The sequence below is a fragment of the Streptosporangium sp. NPDC023615 genome (assembly GCF_040640155.1).
GTDB lineage: Bacteria > Actinomycetota > Actinomycetes > Streptosporangiales > Streptosporangiaceae > Streptosporangium.
On record NZ_JBFABE010000033.1, the window covers coordinates 1 to 17,548 of the forward strand.

Genomic DNA, 17,548 nt, shown 5'->3' on the forward strand with positions numbered 1-17,548 from the left:
ACCCAAAAAATACTTCGCGTTACTCCATTACAGACTTGTCCTCGTCCCATCTGTGCCGTTCGCGGGTGCCGGTCTTGTTTCCGGCGCCGGCGCCGGCGCCGGAACCGGCATCGGTGTCGGTGTCGGTGTCGGTGTCGGTGGTGCCGACGTCGGTGTCGGTGTCGGTCGTTTCGGTGGCTCCGGTATCAGGGGGCATAGGCAGGTGACACGCTCCTCACGGTGTTCACCGGGGGCGACGACCGTTCGGGGCATGGCAGGGTGGAGCCCCGTCGCCTCTCAACCGGTTCTCACCCGTGCCACCGCTGCCGGTGGCCGCCCCGTCGGATCACCGCCGCCCGTACGGCGGGCGAACCTCCAGTCTCCGTGCCGCGCCAGGGGGGCGGCAACTGATTTGACGGTCCCCATCCTGTAACCACCAGGTCAGGCGACCTGGTGACCCCGGTCTTTACCGGAGCGAGGGATCCGCCCCCCGGCGCGGCCGGTCGCCGCGGAAAAGGGGAGGCGAGGGCCGGTGGAGCGGCTGTAGGGTCGGCGGCATGACCTGGCGACAATAACCTTCACGAGGTCGGTCCGGCGCGCGCTGCCGTGGACCCCCGGAGATGCCGAGCATCCCGAGTCCATACGGTTTCCGCGAGAAGGACCTCATGACCGTTTTCTCACTCCGCGTGCCCGGCGTGCCCGCCGCGCGCGCGAAGCGCTTGGCCGCGACCCTCTACGCCTACGCGTTCCTCGATGAGTTCGTCCTGCTGTACCCGTTCTACGCCCTGCTGTTCGTGGACACGGGCCTGTCGACCGCCGAGATCTCCTCGCTCATGGCGATCTGGTCGATCACCTCCGTCGTGCTGGAGGTTCCGTCGGGGGTGTGGGCCGACGCCGTCTCGCGGCGCCTGCTGCTCGCCCTCGCGCCGCTGCCGGCCGCGGCCGGTTTCGCCCTGATGGTCGCCGCCCCCTCCTACTGGGTGTTCGCCGTGGCCTTCGTCCTGTGGGGCGCCTCCGGAGCCCTGCAGTCGGGGGCGCTCGAGGCGCTCGTCCACACCGAGCTGGACCGCCTGGGCGCCGCCGGGCGCTACGGCGCGATCATGGGACGCGCCCGCGCGATCGGCACGGGCGCCGTCATGGCGTCCATGGCCGTGGCGGCCCCGGCGTTCGCGCTGGGCGGCTACCCCCTGGTCGGGATCGGCAGCGTCCTGGCCTGTCTGCTCGCGGCCGCGGTCGCGCTGACCTTCCCCGAACACCGGGGGCGGCCCGCGCGGCGGGGCGAGCCCGGCCGGGACGACGACGCCCTCGACCCCGCCGAGGACGCCGAGGACGCCGAGGACGCCGGCGGGGGCGCCCCCGGGAACGTCGCCGAGGACGAGAAGGACGCCGAGGACGCCGAGGAGACGGAGGGCTGCTACGTCGCGATCCTGCGCGAGGGACTGCGGGCGGCGCGTGCCGACCGCGGGACGCGCAGGGCCCTGCTGCTGGTGCCGGCGGTGACCGCGCTCTGGGGTTCCCTGGAGGAGTACACCCCGCTGCTCGCGCTCGGCACCGGTGTCGCCGCGCATGTCGTACCGCTCCTGGTGCTCCTGGTCTCGGTGGGCGTCGCGGCCGGTGGCGTGCTCGTGTCCTTCGCGAGCGGCCTCGGGGACCGGGGGCTCGCCGCGGTCCTCGCGATCGGGGCACTGGCGATGGGGGCGGGGGCGACGAGCGGGAGCGCGGTGGGATTCGCCGCCGTCGCGGCGGCCTTCTGCGCCTTCCAGGTGGCGACCGTGCTCGCCGACGTACGGCTTCAGGAGAGCATCACCGGCCCGGCCCGCGCCACCGTGACCTCGCTGGCCGGGCTGGGCACCGAGCTGGCCGCCGTCCTCGTCTACGGCGCCTACGCCGCGGCCTCGACGGTCGCCGGCCATGACACGGTCTTCACCGCCTCGGCGGTGCCGTACCTGGTCCTGGCCGTCGTGCTCCTCGTCACCGGGACCCGCTCGCGCGGGGCCGGCCGACCCGGTCAGGGCGGGAGGTCCTGACCCGCGCCGCGAACCGCCGGGACGCGGGCCGGTTCCCCGGCGCCCGGGCCGGGGAACGCGTCAGAGGTGCCGCATCCACACGTTGGGCTCCACGTACTCCCCGACGTCGGCCTGCCGGTCGACGGTGACCGGGGCGAGGGCGCCGGGGACGATGTACGAGCCGGAGTCGGGGAACTCCATGGACGCCCACTTCCGCCATTCGTCGACGGTGCCGGTCACCGTCATGGAGCGTTCGGCCGGGCAGAGGATCCGGGCGCCCATCCGGTGGTGGGTGCGCAGCCACGGATCGAAGGGGCTCCCGTCGTCCCTCGTCCAGGTGATGAACCGCCGCCGGGTCAGCGGCCGGTGGGGCGGGGCAGGCCCAGTTCGGCGAAGACCGGGCGGTGGTCGGTGTTCGCCAGGCCGTGGACGCCGAAGGCCCGCACCGCCATGCGCGCGTCCGCCTGCACGTGGTCGATCGTCACGCCGGGGACCGGTGACCGGCCCCGCTGCGGCCAGGTGGCCGTCAGGCCGTGCCCGGTGACGTCGGCCACGTCGCGGTAGCCGCTGTCGAGCAGGTCGCGTACCTGCCGGTGGTCGAGGGTGGCGTTGAAGTCGCCGGCGAGCACCCGCAGTTGCCCGCCCGTGACCAGGGCGAGGGCCGCGGCGGCCCAGCGGCGCAGCCCCAGCGCGACCAGCAGGGGGAGCGCCGAGGCCGCCGCCACGTACGGGGTGAACGCCACCAGCGGCACCCACTGCCGCACCGGGGTCCAGCCGCCGACCCTGAGCACCGCCCACACCGCGCGCGGCAGCACCGCCGGCCAGACCAGCGCGCTCACCCACCTCGACTTGATCATGTATCGAGAGGGTAACGACGTCCCGTGCAGTTTCGGTGGAGATCGTGGTGTTTATCCGCGCAGACGCGGACGGCGGCGGAGGTCAGCGTTCCCCGGTGAGGTCGTAGGCCTGGGCGACCAGCTCGTAGGAGCGGATCCGGTCGGCGGGGTCGTGGACCATCGTGGTGATCATCAGTTCGTCGGCCTCGGTCCGCTTGCGCAGGTCCTCCAGCCCGTGGCGCACCTCGTCGGCGTTCCCCAGCACCACCTTGGACAGGTAGTCGTCGAGGAAGTCCCTCTCGATCGGGCTGTAGGGGTGGCTCTCGGCCTCCTCCGGCGTGGGGATCGGCTGCGGGGCGCCGCGACGCAGCCGCAGCATGGACAGCCCGCCGGAACGGGCCAGGCGCAGCGCCCGCTCGGACGTGTCCGCCGCGACGGCCGAGACGCCGATCATCGCGTACGGCCGGTCGAGGACGGCCGAGGGCTGGAACGACGACCGGTAGAGCTCCAGGGCCGGGACGGTGTTGCCCGCGCTGAAGTGGTGCGCGAACGCGAACGGCAGGCCGAGCACGCCGGCGAGCCGCGCGCTGAAGCCGCTGGAGCCCAGCAGCCAGATCGGCGGGCGGCCCGACTCGGGGGAGCGGGGGGTCGCGACGACCCGCTCCAGGGGGTGGCCCGCGGGGAACGAGCCGTCCAGGAAGGCGGTCAGCTCGGCGAGCTGCTCGGGGAAGTCGTCGGCGTCCAGGCCGTGCCGGCGAAGCGCCCGCGCGGTGGCGGGGTCGGTGCCGGGAGCGCGCCCCAGGCCGAGGTCGATGCGGCCGGGGTGCAACGCGTGCAGGGTGCCGAACTGCTCGGCGACGATCAGCGGGGCGTGGTTGGGCAGCATGACTCCGCCGGAGCCCAGCCGGATGGACGTGGTCGCGGCGGCCAGATGGGCGATCAGCACGGCCGGGGAGGAGCTGGCCACCGAGGGCATCCCGTGGTGCTCGGCCACCCAGATCCGGTGGTACCCCCACTCCTCAGCGCGCCTGGCCAGCTCGGTGCTCGCCCTCAGCGTCTCGGTGGGTGTGATCCCGGCGCCGACGACGGCCAGCTCCAGGATCGACAGGGGAACCTCGCAGGAGCCGCGGGCCGTTCCGCGGATGTCGTCGTGAGCCATGAAGGCGGCAACCCGGTCGACCGGAGGTTTATTTCGGCCCGTCCCCTTTCCGTCCCACCGGCGTGCGGTGTCCCCGGTCGCCCGGGGAGCCCGCGGACGGGGTCTTCGGGAACGTGCGGACCGGTCCCCCGGGAGCCCGCGGGCGGGCCTCCCGGGGAGTACGGACGGCGGGGCCCGCCCCGGGGCCCCGCCGGGGCCTGGCGAGCGGTTCCCCGGGGTCGCTACCTCGCCTCGCCGGACGGGTCCCCGCTCAGCGGGTCCGGCGCCCGCAGGCCGGTGTAGACCAGGGCCGGCGGCACGTTGCGCCAGACGGGTCCCAGGGTTCCCACGGTGGCGAAGGTGCGGCGCATCAGGCCACGGAAGTGCCGGGCCCGCTGGAACGGCATCACGGTCAGCGTGGTGACCGTGCTGAACATGCCCCCCGGGGCGAGCGAGGAGGAGATCTCCTCCAGGATGAGCTTCTGCTGCGCGTCGTCGAACAGGGTCCAGGGGAGGGAGGACACGATCGCGTCGGCCTGCGACAGACCGGCCTCCCTGAGCAGCTTGCCCAGGTCGGCGGCGTCACCGGTGATCACTTCCAGCCAGGGGCGGGTGCGCCGCAGGTGACGCACCATGCCCTCGTTGAGCTCCAGGGCGAGCTGCCGTCCGCCCGGGGGCATCCGGTCGCGGATGGCGTCACTGATCACTCCGCCTCCGGCGCCGAGCTCCACGACCACGGCTCCGGGGCTGTCCGGGACGATTGACGCCGTAAGGCGGGCGATGGCCTTCGAGCTGGGCGCGATCGCTCCCAGCTGCTGGGGGTTACGCATGATCGCGCCGAGGAAGGTGAGCGTGTCCCCACCGGCGGGACGAGTTTCAGACAGCATCGCCAGCTCATTCCCCCAGCTAAAAGGGTTATGCCAGTTTGACGGGCTTTGATGGGCCACTCAGTTTCGCCGGTGTCCGGAGCTGGGCGTCCGGGCGGCGCGGGTCAGTTGTCGTCCCGCGGGCCGTCGTCGTCGTGCCGGGGCGCGGCCGGGGGAGAGGACGGTCCCGCCAGCGCGGAGTGCCGGTAGGAGTAGGCGAAGTACACGACCAGGCCGACCAGGAACCAGGCCAGGAACCGTATCCAGGTCTGCCACTGAAGGAAGGTGATCAGCCAGATCGAGAAGAGGATGCCCACCGCGGGCACCACGGGCATCCCCGGGCAGCGGAAGGCCCTGGGCAGGTCGGGCCGCCGCCGCCGGAGCATGATCACCGCCGCGCACACGACCACGAAGGCGAGCAGGATGCCGATGTTGGTCAGCTCGGCCGCCTCGGCGATGGGCAGGAAGCCCGCGATGACCGCGGAGACGACACCGGCGATCCACGTCACGCGCGTGGGGACGTGCCGTGTCGGGTGGGTCTTGGCGAACCACCTCGGCAGCAGGCCGTCCCGGCTCATCGAGAACCACACGCGGGTCACGCCGAGCATGAACGTGAACATGACGGTCAGGATGCCGATGATGGCCCCCACGGCGATCACGTCCGCCAGCACCCTCAGGCCCACCGACTGGAACGCGGTGGAGAACCCGCTCTCCGGGTCGATCTCGGTGTACTTCTGCATGCCGGTCAGCACCAGGCAGGCCAGCACGTAGAGCACCATCGAGATGGCGAGCGAGTAGACGATGGCCCTGGGCATGTGGCGCCGGGCGTCCTTGGACTCCTCCGCCGCCGTGCTCATCGCGTCGTAGCCGAAGACCGCGAAGAAGACCGTGGCCGCCCCGGTGAAGGCGCCGCCGAGGCCGAACGGGAAGAACGGCGTGTAGTTGGCGGACCTGACGTAGAAGGCGCCGACGGCGATGACCACCAGCACGACGACGACCTTGAGGGCGACGACGACCATCTCGAAACGGGCCGCGCTGCGCATGCCGAGGTTCAGCAGACCGGCGATCAGCAGGCACAGGACGGCGGCGAACAGGTCCACCCTGTGCCCGGCGCCGGTGCCCGGCGCCCCCAGCATCCAGGCGGGCAGCTCGACGCCCAGGTCGGTCAGCAGGAAGGAGAAGTAGCCGGAGATGCCGATGGCCACGACCGCGACGATCGCGGTGTACTCCAGCAGCAGGTCCCAGCCGATGAACCAGCCCGCCAGCTCGCCCAGCACCGCGTAGCCGTAGGTGTAGGCCGATCCGGCCCTGGGGATGAGCCCGGCGAACTCCGCGTAGGAGAGCGCGGCCGCGGCGCTCGCCACCCCGGCGATCAGGAACGACACCACGACGGCCGGTCCGGCCACCCCGTTGGCCACGGTGCCGGCCAGCGTGAAGATGCCCGCGCCGATGATGCCGCCGACCCCGATGGCGGTGAGCTGCCAGAGCCCCAGCACGCGGGTGAGCCCGCCCTCCCGGCCGCCCTCGGTCTCGTCGATCTCCTCGATCGGTTTCCGGCGGAACACCCCCGATTCCGTACGGGTCGCTGCCATGACGCATCCTCTCTCCGCGACGATCCGCGACGACCGGTGTGACGGCCGCCGCGACGACCGGCGATACCACCGGCGTGACGACCGGCGTGACGGCCGGCACGGCGACTCGCCCGACCACCGGCCCATACCCGTCCGGCACGTGATCTTCACGTTGGCGGAGCGTGTCGTTTCCTTGACATCCGGTGACGATCCCGGGTCGCGTCCACCCCTGCCCGACGGCGGCGAGGCGGGGTACCGTCGTCTTATCGGGTCCCGGTCATGAGGGGAAGCCGCCATGCCAGACGATTCCGATCACGTGCTCGACTCCATCGACGGCGCCGTCGACGAGTGGCTCGCCATGAGCGACGACTCGATGCGCTGGACGCCGCCGGAGAAGGCGCAGGCCAAGCCCGTGCTCGGCCTGCCGGTGCCGCCGCTGCCGCAGGTGCTGGAGAATCTTCTCCACGAGGTGGAGGCCCGCCTGGGCCCGCCCGCCCAGGCGGTGGTGGACGCGTTCCGCCCCCTGGGGGAGGGGGTGGCCGACGCGGTCTCCACGTTCCTCGACAGCCCGCCGATGCGGCAGTTGCTGGACCCGCCCGACGATCCCGGGGCCGCCGGTCCGCGACAGGTGACCGGTCCCGGGGGCGAGCCCGACCGGGGCGGCGGGGCCGTCTGGGCCGACGCGACCGGCACGCAGGACGAGACCGGTACGCAGGACGAGACCGGTACGCAGGACGAGGCCGGCACGCCTGACGAGGCCGTTTCGCAGGACGAGGCCGGCACGGGGAACGCGGCCGGCGTCGAGGAGACCGGCACGGGAGGCGCGACCGGCCGGGACGGGGCGGCGGGCCCGGGGGACCGGGTGGCGCCGCCGGCGTAGGGGCGCCGGCCGCTCGCCCCCCCGGGGGGCCGGTGGAGAACGCATCGTCCCGGCCCGGATCCCGGCCCGATCCACGCCCTGACCTGGCCCGATCACGCTCAGGCCCGGAACCCGCCCAAGATCGGACATAGGACGACGCGTAGAGTTTCCTGGTGAGGGCAGGTGCCATGACCGCCCGAGCCGGAGAGGTGGACGCGTCCGATCGCGCCGCGTGAACAGATCGCTTCACTTCTCCCGGAAGTGGCCCGTGAAGTGCGGAACCCCTTTTTTCGGGCAAAAGACAAAAATCCCGATAAGTCGGCGTACTTCTGGAGTGATGAAATGGCGGGTCTGGCGGGGCCGATCGCGGTCGGCGTCGAAGAGGAGTTTCACGTCGTCGATGTGGAGACCCGGCACCTCGTTCCACGAGCCGGTGTGCTGCTGGAGCAGTTACCGGCCGACCGGTTCACCCACGAGCTCCAGCGCTCGGTGGTGGAGGCCAACAGCAGGCCGTTCGTGCGCCTGGAGGACCTCGGCCACGACCTGACCGCGCTGCGCCGCACCGTGATCCACGCGGCCGACGACCTCGGCCTGGGGATCGTGGCGGCCGGCAGCGTCCCGCTGGTCGACCTCGAGGCCCTGAAGATCTCCCCCGACCCCCGCTACGAGCAGATGCTCGCCGACTACCAGCTCCTCACCCGCGAGCAGCTCATCTGCGGCACCCAGGTCCACGCCGACGTCGAGGACCGCGACCTGGCCGTCGCCGTCGCCCACCGCCTGGCCCCCTGGCTGCCCCCGCTGCTCGCGCTGAGCTCCAGCTCGCCGTACTGGCTGGGCTCGGACACCGGCTACGCCAGCTACCGCCCGCTGCTGTGGCAGCGCTGGCCCACGGCGGGCCCGGTGCCCCGTTTCCAGTCGGCCGCCGAGTACGACCGGGTGGTGCGGGACCTCATCGCCTCCGGTGTCATCACCGACCCGGGCATGATCTACTTCGACATCCGGCCCTCGGACCACCTGCCCACCATCGAGCTGCGGGTCTGCGACGCCTGCCCCCGGGTGGGCGACATCGTGCTGATCGCCGGGCTGTTCCGGGCACTGGTGGCCCGGGAGCTGGACGCCGTCCAGAACGGCCCGGAGCGCACGGTCCGGCTGGAGATGGTCCGCGCCGCGTCCTGGCGGGCGGCCCGCTCCGGGCTGGAGGGCGAGCTCGTCGACCCGATCGAGGGCACCCCCGCCCCCGCCTCCGAGGTGGTCCGGCGGATGATCAACGGCCTGCGTCCGCAGCTCGAGGAGTGCGGCGACTGGGAGCTCGTCACCTCCCTGGCCCGGGAGTCGCTGGCCAGGGGCAGCTCCGCGGCCCGCCAGCGCCAGGCGTTCGCCCGGAGCGGCAAGCTGGCCGACGTGGTCGACCTGGTCGTCGCCGAGACGCGCTCACAGGAGTGGGAGACCGCCTTCGGCGGGCCGATGCCCAGGATGCACACCAGCCTCCTGGACGGCTACGAGGCCCCCGGCGACGAGGCGATCATCGAGGGCACCGTCCGCGAGTCCTACCAGCCGATCCTGAGCGTCCTGGACCGCATGGGCGCCGGCGGCCTGCGCGAGACCGAGCGGCGCCGCGACGAGCACCAGCGCGGCCACGGCATGACCTTCCAGGTGGAGGGCGGCGGCGAGAGCCGGATCTTCCCCTTCGACCTGGTCCCCAGGCTGGTGCCGGCCGACGAGTGGACCGAGGTCCAGCGGGCGCTGCCGCAGCGGATCCGGGCGCTGGAGGCGTTCCTGCACGACGCCTACGGCGAGCGCCGGATCATCCGCGACGGCGCGATCCCCGCCTGGGTGGTCGACGAGTCCCCCGGGTACCACAAGTCCGGCCGCAGGGTGCCCAACGGCACCGTGCGCTGCGCCGTGGCCGGGCTGGACCTGGTCCGCGACAGCGTCGGCCGGTGGGCGGTGCTGGAGGACAACCTCCGCGTGCCCTCGGGCCTGGGCTACTCCGTGACCAACAGGCGGCTGATGGCCGAGGTGCTGCCGGAGCTCCTGCCCGGCGACGCCGCCTTCGACCCCGCCGAGGGCCTGGGCGTGCTCCGGGAGGCGCTGCTGGCCGCGGCCGGCGGCGACCCCGAGAGGCTGGCCGTGGTCACCGGCGGTCCGGGGGACTCCGCCCACTACGAGCACCGCATGCTCGCCGAGGAGATGGGCGTGCCGCTGGTGCTCCCCTCCGAGCTGTCCTTCAGGAACGGCCACCTCGAGGTCGCCGGGCGCCGCATCACGGTGCTGTACCGGCGCATCGACGAGGACGACCTGCTGGAGGGGACGCTCGGGCTGGAGATCATGGACGCCGTCGAGCGGTCCGCGCTCGTCCTGGCCAACGCCCCGGGCAACGGGCTGGCCGACGACAAGTGCCTCTACCGGTACGTGCCGCGCCTCATCGAGTACTACCTGGGCGAGCAGCCGCTCATCGACAACGTCACCACCTACCTGTGCCGGGACGCCGACGACCGCGAGCAGGTGCTCGACCGGCTGCCCGAGCTGGTGGTCAAGCCGGTGGACGGCTTCGGCGGCCAGGGCGTGGTGGTCGGCGCCGACGCCTCGGCCGAGGAGCTGGACCGGGTCAGGAAGACGATCGTCGCCGAGCCGGAGAGGTGGGTCGCCCAGGAGACGGTCCGCCTGTCGACGCACCCGAGCTTCGACGGGGAGCGGCTGAGCCCGCGCGTGGTGGACCTGCGGGCCTTCGTCTGCTTCGGCGAGACCGCGACGGTGCCGCCCACGGCGCTGACCCGCGTCGCGCCGGCCGGGAGCATGATCGTCAACTCGTCCCAGGGAGGCGGATCCAAGGACACCTGGCTTCTGAGGGGGGATGCCGATGTGCGGCCTCAGCGGTGAGTTCCGGTTCGACGGCCGTCCGGCGGACGTCGCCGCCGTGACCCGGATGAGCGGGACGATGTGCGACCGGGGGCCGGACGGGGAGGGCCTGTGGTCGCAGGGGCCGATCACCTTCGGCCACCGGCGCCTGAAGATCATCGACCTGTCCGAGCGGGGCGCCCAGCCGATCGTCGACGCCGATCTCGGCCTGACGGCGGTGTTCAACGGCTGCCTGTACAACTACCGCGAGCTCCGCGAGGAACTGCACGGGTACGGGTACCGCTTCTTCTCCACCTCCGACACCGAGGTGCTGGTGAAGGCGTTCCACCGCTGGGGGAGCGGCTGCGTGGAGCGTTTCGCGGGCATGTTCGCCTTCGCCGTGGCCGAGCGCGACACCGGGCGGCTCACGCTCGGCCGCGACCGGCTGGGCATCAAGCCCCTCTACCTCTCCGGCGACAGGGACCGGCTCCGGTTCGCCTCGACCCTGCCCGCCCTGCTGGCGGGCGGGGGAGTCGACACCGGCATCGACCGGACGGCCCTGCACCACTACATGACCTTCCACTCGGTGGTGCCGGGTGAGCGCACCATCCTGGCCGGGGTGCGCAAGCTCCCCCCGGCCACCGTGCGCACCGTCGAACCCGACGGCACCGTGACCGACCACCGCTACTGGCACCCGTCCTACACCCGCTCGGCCCTGCCGGACATGGCCGGAGCGGGCCCGCGGGAGTGGCGCGAGGCCGTCCTGGAGCGGCTGCGCACGGCCGTACGCCGCCGCATGGTCGCGGACGTGCCGGTGGGGGTGCTCCTCTCCGGCGGCCTGGACTCCAGCCTGATCGTCGCGCTGCTGGCCGAGGAGGGACAGGCGGGCCTGTCGACGTTCAGTATCGGCTTCTCCTCGGCGGGCGGCGAGCGGGGCGACGAGTTCGGCTACTCCGACCTGATCGCCGCCGAGTTCGGCACCGACCACCACCGCATCCCGATCGACGACACGCGCCTGCTGCCCGCCCTGGAACGGTCCGTCGGCGCCATGAGCGAGCCCATGGTCAGCCACGACTGCGTCGCCTTCCACCTGCTGTCGGAGGAGGTCTCCCGGCACGTCAAGGTCGTCCAGTCCGGCCAGGGCGCCGACGAGGTGTTCGCCGGCTACAGCTGGTACCCGCCGCTGGCCGGAGTTCCCCGCGAGCGCGCCGCCGAGGTCTACGCCGGGGAGTTCTTCGACCGCCCGCACGACACGCTGGCCGGGATCCTCACACCCGAGTACATGCTACGAAAGGACGTCAGCGGCGAGTTCGTCCGGCGCCACCTGGCCGCGCCCGGCGCCGACACCGCCCTGGACGCGGCCCTGCGGCTGGACACCGAGGTCATGCTCGTCGACGACCCGGTCAAGCGGGTGGACAACATGACCATGGCCTTCGGGCTGGAGGCCAGGACCCCGTTCCTGGACCACGAGCTGGTCGAGCTGGCGGCGGCCTGCCCGCCGGAGCTCAAGCTCGCCTCCGGCGGCAAGGGCGTCCTCAAGGACGCCGCCCGCGCGCTGCTGCCCGCCGAGATCATCGACCGGCCCAAGGGGTACTTCCCGGTCCCGGCCGTCCGGCACCTGCACGGGCCGTTCCTCGACATGGTCGGCGACGCGCTCACCGCCGAGGCCGCCCGCTCGAGGGGGCTGTTCGAGCCGACCTACGTCGAGAAGCTTCTGGCGGCACCGGACGAACATCGCACTACCCTGGGTGCGAACGCGTTGTGGCAACTCGGACTCCTGGAGCTGTGGTTGCAAGCACAAGGAGTCTGATGGTCGAAATCCTCGGTGCCCGTTCTCGTCCCTCGATGGGAACGGGCCTGACGGCCCGGAGCTGCCGGGCACCCGCCCTGGCGCCGGACGTGAGCGCCGTGGCCTTCATCGACGACAGGGACGGCTCGCCGCGGGTCTGGATCCAGCCCCTCGGGGCCGACCTAGAGGAGTGGACGCCGGGGGAGGACGGGCCCGAGGGGCCGCCGGGGCGGGGGGCCTGGCCGGTCGACACCGGCTCGGAGCCCGTCGCCGACGTGAGCTGGTCCCCCGACGCCCGGCGGCTGGCAGTCCTGGTCGTGCCCGGCGGCGGGGAGCACACCCAGGTCTGGACGGTCCGCCCCGAGGGCGGCGATCTGAGGCCGCTGTCCGCGCCCGAGGGCGGGTCGGCGTCGTTCGTCCGCTGGACCGGGCAGGGGGAGGTCCTCCTCGTCGCCGAGGTCACCGCCACCGGCCGTACCGAGGCGGTGCTGATCGACGCCGCCTCCGGCGGCCGGGAGGTCATCGCCGACGGGGCGCTGATGCATCCGGCGTCGGTCAGCCGCGACCACCGCCGGATGCTGCTGCGGCGTGGCCCGCGCGGCGTGCGCAGGATGTACGTGGCCGACCTGCCGGCCGCCCTTCCCGCCGCCTTCCCCGGCGCCCCCGCTCTCGCCGGGGCCTTCCCGGGCGCTCCGGTCCTTTCCGGCGCCTTCCCGGGCGCGCCCGCCGCCGGGCACGACGAGGCGTTCCCCTTCGCCCGCCCCGCCGGGCCGGCCGGGGCCGACGAGGCGGCCGGCGCCCTGCCCGGCCACGGGATCGCGGGGCTGGCCGCCGCCCTGTCCGGTCCCGACCACCTGTTTCCCGGATCGTCCGCGGGCCCCGACCCCGGCCTTCCCGGCGATCTCACCCCCGGCGCCGGGGTCGCGCCCTCCCCGCTCCCGCCCGCCGGGCTCCGCTCGGACCCGCCGCCCGGCCACCTCGCCGACGTGCCGCCGGGCCTGCCCGCCGGGATGCCCGACGAGGCCGCGGGCGACCTGCCGGGGCCGGGGGAACGGCCGCTGCTGGCCGGGCTGACCGGCACCACCGACTACGGCATCCTCTCGCCCGACGGTATGACCGCCTACCTGCTCTCCGACGTCGGCCGGGACCGGGCCGCGCTGGTCGCGGTGGGGGAGGACGGCGCCCCGGTGGTGCTGGCCGAGCGCCACGACGCCGAGCTGGACCAGTTCGCGCTGAGCGCCGACGGCCGGCGTGTCGTCCTGGTCTGGAACACCGACGGCCGCTCCGAGCTGGAGGTCATGGAGCTCGTCACCGGCCTGACGCGTCCGCTGCCGCCACCGCCCGCCGAGGTGGTCACCTCGATCAGGATCTCCCTGGACGGCGCCCTGGCGGTGCTCGCGGCCGAGGGGCCCGACCGGCCCTCGCACGTGCTGCTGTGCGACCTGGCGACCGGCGGCTACCGGAGCGTCGCGGGGGCCGGGCGGATCACCGAGGCGGCCGGGGCCGAGCTGATGCGTTTCCAGGCGCGCGACGGCATGGAGCTGACCGGCTGGCTCTACCGGGTCCCCGACGCGCCGGGCCCGGCGCCCTGCGTCGTCTACCTGCACGGCGGCCCGGAGAGCCAGGAACGGCCCACCTTCAACCCGCTGTTCCAGAACCTGCTGGCCGCCGGGATCGGGGTGCTCGCGGCGAACGTCCGCGGCTCCTCGGGATTCGGCCGGGCCTTCCGCAACGCCGACAACCACGCGCTCCGCTTCGACGCGATCCACGACGTGGCCGACTGCGCCCTGGAGCTGGCGCGCGCGGGCGTCGCCGACCCGGACCGGATCGCCTGCATGGGCCGCTCCTACGGCGGCTACCTGACGCTGGCGGCCCTGGTCACCCACCCGGACCTCTTCCGCGCCGGCGTCGACGTCTGCGGCATGGCCGACCTCGAGACCTTCTACGAGCGGACCGAGCCGTGGATCGCCGCCGCGGCCGTCAGCGAGTACGGCCACCCCGTCACCGACCGGGAGCTGCTGCGCGCCCTGTCCCCCCTGCACTCCTTCGACCGGCTGGAGGCCCCGCTGCTGATCGTGCACGGCGCCCAGGACACCAACGTCCCGCTGCACGAGGCCGAACAGGCCCTGCGGGCGGCGCGCGAGCGCGGCGTGCCGTGCGAGCTGCTGCTGTTCGAGGACGAGGGGCACGAGATCCGGCAGACGGCCAACCGGGCGACGTTCGTCAAGAACGTCGTCGAATGGTTCGGCTGGCACCTGGCCGTCCCCGACCGGGGGTGAGGACGGGCCGGGGAGCGTTCACGGGTCACGACGCCCGGGGGCGTCGCGGTGTCGTGTCGCGGTGCCGTGTCGCGGTGTCGGGAGGTGTCAGCGGGCGCCGCCGGTCAGGCGCATGCGCAGCCGCACGTGGGACCGCCCGTCGGCCTGGCGGATGGTGAACTCATCGCATATCTGGCTCATCAGCCACAGCCCGAACCCGCGGGTCGCGCGGGGTGAGGGGCGCTCCCGGCGGGCGTCGCCGGGGCAGAGGCGGCCGACGTCGTCGGCGACGTCGACGGTCAGGGCCTCCTCGTCCTGCCAGACGCTCACCGTGCCCGACGCGCCGCCGTGCTCCAGGACGTTGATCGTGGCCTCGTGAGCGGCCAGCAGCAGATCGTCACGTCGCCTGCCGGTCAGCCCTCCCTGGTCGGCGTAGCGGGCGAGTCGCCTGCGCAGGCCGGTCAGGTCGTTCGTGATCGGCCACTGTGCTCGCCTGCTGGTTCTCACGTCGATTCCCCCATGTGCGTCCGTGTCGTCGCCGGGGGGCTACCGGTACGTCGACCAGGATCCGAACGGTCGCTGAAGTGTTACGTCCAAGTAACTACCCCTGCTGACCTGGCTAATCATCGATCATCGCCGGGAACGCTCCCGGTCCTGGTGGGAGCGTTCCGGCCGCGGCGCACACGGGACCCACGAGGGGCGGAACGGCGCTCGCGACAGGGAGAACGGTGCTGAGACAAAGAATGAATCTACATTGTAAAGGGCGAGGGTCACAAGATCTCAGAATTAAGAGTGACGCGACGGGGGAGGGCGTGCGCGACGACCGGGACGAAGGCGCGGCGCTCGCCGACGGGCGTCGCGACCGTCCAATCGTCCGACCGTCCGACCGTCCGACCGTCCGACCGTCCGACCGTCCGGGCGGAGAGGCGGAGGGCCGGGGAGTGGAGAGGTGCGGGGGCGTTCCAGGCATCCCGGACCTCGTGGCCCCTGGCCGCGTCAGGGGGGCCGGTCTTCCCCTCATTTCCTCCTCTTTGCGGGCCGGTGCTGATAACAGATCGGTAAGACCGTACTGTCATGGCCCGCATACACTGTGTGATTTTTGCCAGGCTGGGGAGGTCGGACGCGATACGGGAGGCGAGATGCTCGATGGGCACGACCGGACTCACGGCCACGGCCCGAGGACGAGGCCGCGGGGTCGCATGCCGTACGGCGACCCGCCGCCCGGCGGCTCCTCGTCCCCGCCCCCCTCTCCCTGCCCGCCCCCGCCCGCGGAGGTCCTTCGGGGCGGGGATGAGGGCGCGGGGGAGGAGGCGGCCGGCGGGCGTGCCGAGGTGGCGGCCGGTGAGGACGCCTCGGCCCGCGCCCGGACGTACCTCGACAGCAGGCCGTTCTCCATGCCTCCGCCGCCGGGTCCGTGGCGGAGACCCTGGGCGCGGCTCTCCCGCGACCGGCTGCTGCGGCCGGCGCTGATCGCCGGATTCCTCGCCGCCGCGGGGGTCGGCGTCTGGTCGTCCGGCTGGTCGCCGTGGGCCGGCACGTCGCTCTCCGGTACGTCGTCCGCGCCCGGCGAGGGACGCCTCCTCGCCGGTCACGACACGCCGACCGCCCTGCCGCCGACCTCGGCGCCGACCCCGGCGTCGCCCGGCGCGCCGGAGGCGTCTCCCCCGGCCGGGCGAGAGGCCCCCCCGGGCGGCGGGTCCCGTGCGGGGGAGGGGCGGACGAGCCGGGACGGGACCTCGCCGCGGGGACGAGCGGGGCGGGAGGGGGACCAGGGGCGGAAGCCCTCCTCCGGGCGGGCCGGTGCCGGTGACGGCTCCCGGGCCGCGGACCCCCGCGAGAACGGGTGGATCAGGCGGATAGGGGCGAGCGGGCGGTCCGGCGGGGACCACGGTTCCCCGGGGGCCGGTTCCGCGACGAGGGGTTCACGGGGCGACGCCGGTTCGCGGGACAGCGGGACGAACGGTCCGAAGGGCGCCTCGGGAGGGGCCGGGGGCGCGGGCTCGCGGGAGGGGGTGGTCGCGCCGGAGAAGGTGGGCGCCGGCCGGGGGGCGGGCGAGCGGTCCCGGGCCGCCAGGGCCGGACGGGCACGGAGCGGGTCGCAGGGAGACGGCTCGTCCGGGAGCGGGGGGCGGGCCCGCGCGTCCAGGTCGCCGTTCCCGCGGGCCCCCGGGGGCGGCCGGCCGGCCGCGGGCATCAGCGCCGCCTACGCCTGTCGCCACCTTCCCCCGGGGGACTGGCGGTACGCCTACTGCGTGCGGGTCTGGAACGACTACAAGCGCAGGAACGGCCTGCCCTAGACCGGGCGCGCTCCGCCGTGCCCTCCCCGGCCGGTGCGTCCGCGGGGCCCGCCGCGACGCGCCCGGGGCGGTGTCCCGGACGGTGTCCCGGACGGTGTCCCGGACGGTGTCCCGGATGCCTCGTCGCGCCGGTCGCCCGGCCGGGGAGCGTGGTGCGGGGGCGATCGCTCACCTGCCGGGCATCGGCAGATAACCGTCGTGTCGACCCGATGTCATGAGGCGCTGTCAGATTCGGGTCCCAGGGCGTTCTCCACCTTCGAGGGGATCCATGTTCCGACGACTCGTTCTCGCGATCACGACCGTGCTCGCGCTGTCGGCGACGCCGGCGGCGTTCGCCTCCCCGGCCGCCGCGGGGTCACCGGCGCCCGTCGGCGTCGCCCACCGCGGGGCGTCCGCGTACGCGCCGGAGAACACCATGGCGGCCTTCGAGCTGGCGTACGAGCAGGGCGCCGGCATGATCGAGCTGGACGTCCAGGAGACCAGGGACCACCGGCTGGTCCTGATGCACGACACGACGCTCACCCGCACCACCGACGCGGAGAGGGTCTTCCCCGGCCGGGCGCCCTGGCGGGTCGGCGACCTCACGCTCGCGGAGATCCGCATGCTGGAGGCGGGTTCCTGGTTCGGCGCGGACCACGAGGGCGAACCGGTGCCCACGCTCGGGGAGGTGCTGCGCGCGATGGGGGGAGGCCGGATCGGCCTGTTGCTGGAGATCAAGGCGCCGCGGCTCTACCCGGGCATCGAGGCCCGCGTCGCCGACGAGCTGCGTCGCCACCCCTCGTGGCTCGTTCCCGGCCGGCTCGCCGTCCAGTCGTTCGACTGGAACTCGATGCGCGTGTTCCACCGGGCCATGCCCCGGGTCGCGATCGGCCTGCTCGGCACACCGGCGGTCGCCGAGCTGCCGGGCCTGGCGAGGTTCGCCGACCAGATCAACCCGCCGTACGGCGACGTCACCCCGGAGTACGTCGGGCGTGTCCACCGCCACGGCATGAAGGTCCTCACCTGGACCGTGGACGATCCGGCGGTGATGCGGCGCATGGTCTCCTACCGGGTGGACGGCGTCATCACCAACAGGCCCGACCTGATGCGCTGACCGCTCCCGCCCCGCGCG

The 17,548-nt window shown here is 73.6% G+C and carries 14 protein-coding genes; 7 read left to right on the forward strand and 7 right to left on the reverse strand.

Features of this window, described 5'->3' with window-relative positions; all coding sequences use genetic code 11:
* Nucleotides 1-19: 19 nt before the first annotated feature.
* Entirely contained in the window at nucleotides 20-196 is a 177-nt protein-coding gene (locus AB0G16_RS22420; protein ID WP_362808007.1) for a hypothetical protein, read from the reverse strand.
* 448 nt (nucleotides 197-644) lie between these two features.
* Here AB0G16_RS22420 and AB0G16_RS22425 point away from each other — a divergent pair, with 448 nt between their 5' ends.
* Nucleotides 645-2,006, forward strand: a complete 1,362-nt coding sequence (locus AB0G16_RS22425; RefSeq protein WP_362808010.1) for an MFS transporter — start codon at nucleotides 645-647, stop codon at nucleotides 2,004-2,006.
* Nucleotides 2,007-2,066: 60 nt separating this feature from the next.
* Here the strand turns inward: AB0G16_RS22425 and AB0G16_RS22430 are convergent, their stop codons facing one another.
* The 5 genes from AB0G16_RS22430 to AB0G16_RS22450 form a co-directional block, all read right to left on the reverse strand.
* A complete protein-coding gene (locus AB0G16_RS22430) occupies nucleotides 2,067-2,267 on the reverse strand; it encodes a hypothetical protein (protein WP_362808013.1) in 201 nt (66 codons plus the stop codon).
* 74 nt (nucleotides 2,268-2,341) lie between these two features.
* The gene (locus AB0G16_RS22435; protein ID WP_362808016.1) at nucleotides 2,342-2,842 is read right to left on the reverse strand and encodes an endonuclease/exonuclease/phosphatase family protein; all 501 of its coding nucleotides are present in this window, start codon (nucleotides 2,840-2,842) and stop codon (nucleotides 2,342-2,344) included.
* 82 nt (nucleotides 2,843-2,924) lie between these two features.
* Nucleotides 2,925-3,980: an LLM class flavin-dependent oxidoreductase gene (locus AB0G16_RS22440; protein WP_362808019.1), complete on the reverse strand. Its 1,056-nt coding sequence runs from the start codon at nucleotides 3,978-3,980 to the stop codon at nucleotides 2,925-2,927.
* 221 nt (nucleotides 3,981-4,201) lie between these two features.
* Nucleotides 4,202-4,846 (reverse strand): methyltransferase domain-containing protein, encoded by a 645-nt coding sequence (locus tag AB0G16_RS22445; RefSeq protein WP_362808022.1) that lies wholly within the window; start codon nucleotides 4,844-4,846, stop codon nucleotides 4,202-4,204.
* Nucleotides 4,847-4,950: 104 nt separating this feature from the next.
* On the reverse strand, nucleotides 4,951-6,417 hold the full coding sequence (locus tag AB0G16_RS22450; protein ID WP_362808025.1) for an amino acid permease: 1,467 nt from the start codon (nucleotides 6,415-6,417) through the stop codon (nucleotides 4,951-4,953).
* A gap of 274 nt (nucleotides 6,418-6,691) precedes the next feature.
* Here AB0G16_RS22450 and AB0G16_RS22455 point away from each other — a divergent pair, with 274 nt between their 5' ends.
* From AB0G16_RS22455 to AB0G16_RS22470, 4 genes are all read left to right on the forward strand, one after another.
* Nucleotides 6,692-7,276, forward strand: coding sequence for a hypothetical protein (locus AB0G16_RS22455; protein ID WP_362808027.1), 585 nt, complete (start codon nucleotides 6,692-6,694; stop codon nucleotides 7,274-7,276).
* A gap of 321 nt (nucleotides 7,277-7,597) precedes the next feature.
* Nucleotides 7,598-10,135: a carboxylate--amine ligase/circularly permuted type 2 ATP-grasp protein gene (locus tag AB0G16_RS22460; RefSeq protein ID WP_362808030.1), complete on the forward strand. Its 2,538-nt coding sequence runs from the start codon at nucleotides 7,598-7,600 to the stop codon at nucleotides 10,133-10,135.
* Nucleotides 10,116-11,903, forward strand: coding sequence for an N-acetylglutaminylglutamine amidotransferase (locus AB0G16_RS22465; protein ID WP_362808033.1), 1,788 nt, complete (start codon nucleotides 10,116-10,118; stop codon nucleotides 11,901-11,903). The genes AB0G16_RS22460 and AB0G16_RS22465 overlap by 20 nt, the downstream gene beginning before the upstream one ends.
* Nucleotides 11,903-14,161 (forward strand): alpha/beta fold hydrolase, encoded by a 2,259-nt coding sequence (locus AB0G16_RS22470; RefSeq protein WP_362808035.1) that lies wholly within the window; start codon nucleotides 11,903-11,905, stop codon nucleotides 14,159-14,161. The genes AB0G16_RS22465 and AB0G16_RS22470 overlap by 1 nt, the downstream gene beginning before the upstream one ends.
* An 87-nt stretch (nucleotides 14,162-14,248) precedes the next feature.
* On the opposite strand, the gene AB0G16_RS22475 is transcribed toward AB0G16_RS22470, so the two are convergent.
* Nucleotides 14,249-14,647 carry an ATP-binding protein gene (locus tag AB0G16_RS22475; RefSeq protein WP_362808038.1) on the reverse strand — a complete coding sequence of 133 codons (399 nt, stop codon included), beginning with the start codon at nucleotides 14,645-14,647 and terminating at the stop codon, nucleotides 14,249-14,251.
* A gap of 692 nt (nucleotides 14,648-15,339) precedes the next feature.
* Here AB0G16_RS22475 and AB0G16_RS22480 point away from each other — a divergent pair.
* Complete coding sequence (locus AB0G16_RS22480; protein WP_362808041.1) at nucleotides 15,340-16,437, forward strand: hypothetical protein; 1,098 nt, start codon at nucleotides 15,340-15,342, stop codon at nucleotides 16,435-16,437.
* Nucleotides 16,438-16,705: 268 nt separating this feature from the next.
* A complete protein-coding gene (locus tag AB0G16_RS22485; RefSeq protein ID WP_362808044.1) occupies nucleotides 16,706-17,530 on the forward strand; it encodes a glycerophosphodiester phosphodiesterase family protein in 825 nt (274 codons plus the stop codon).
* Nucleotides 17,531-17,548: the final 18 nt, after the last annotated feature.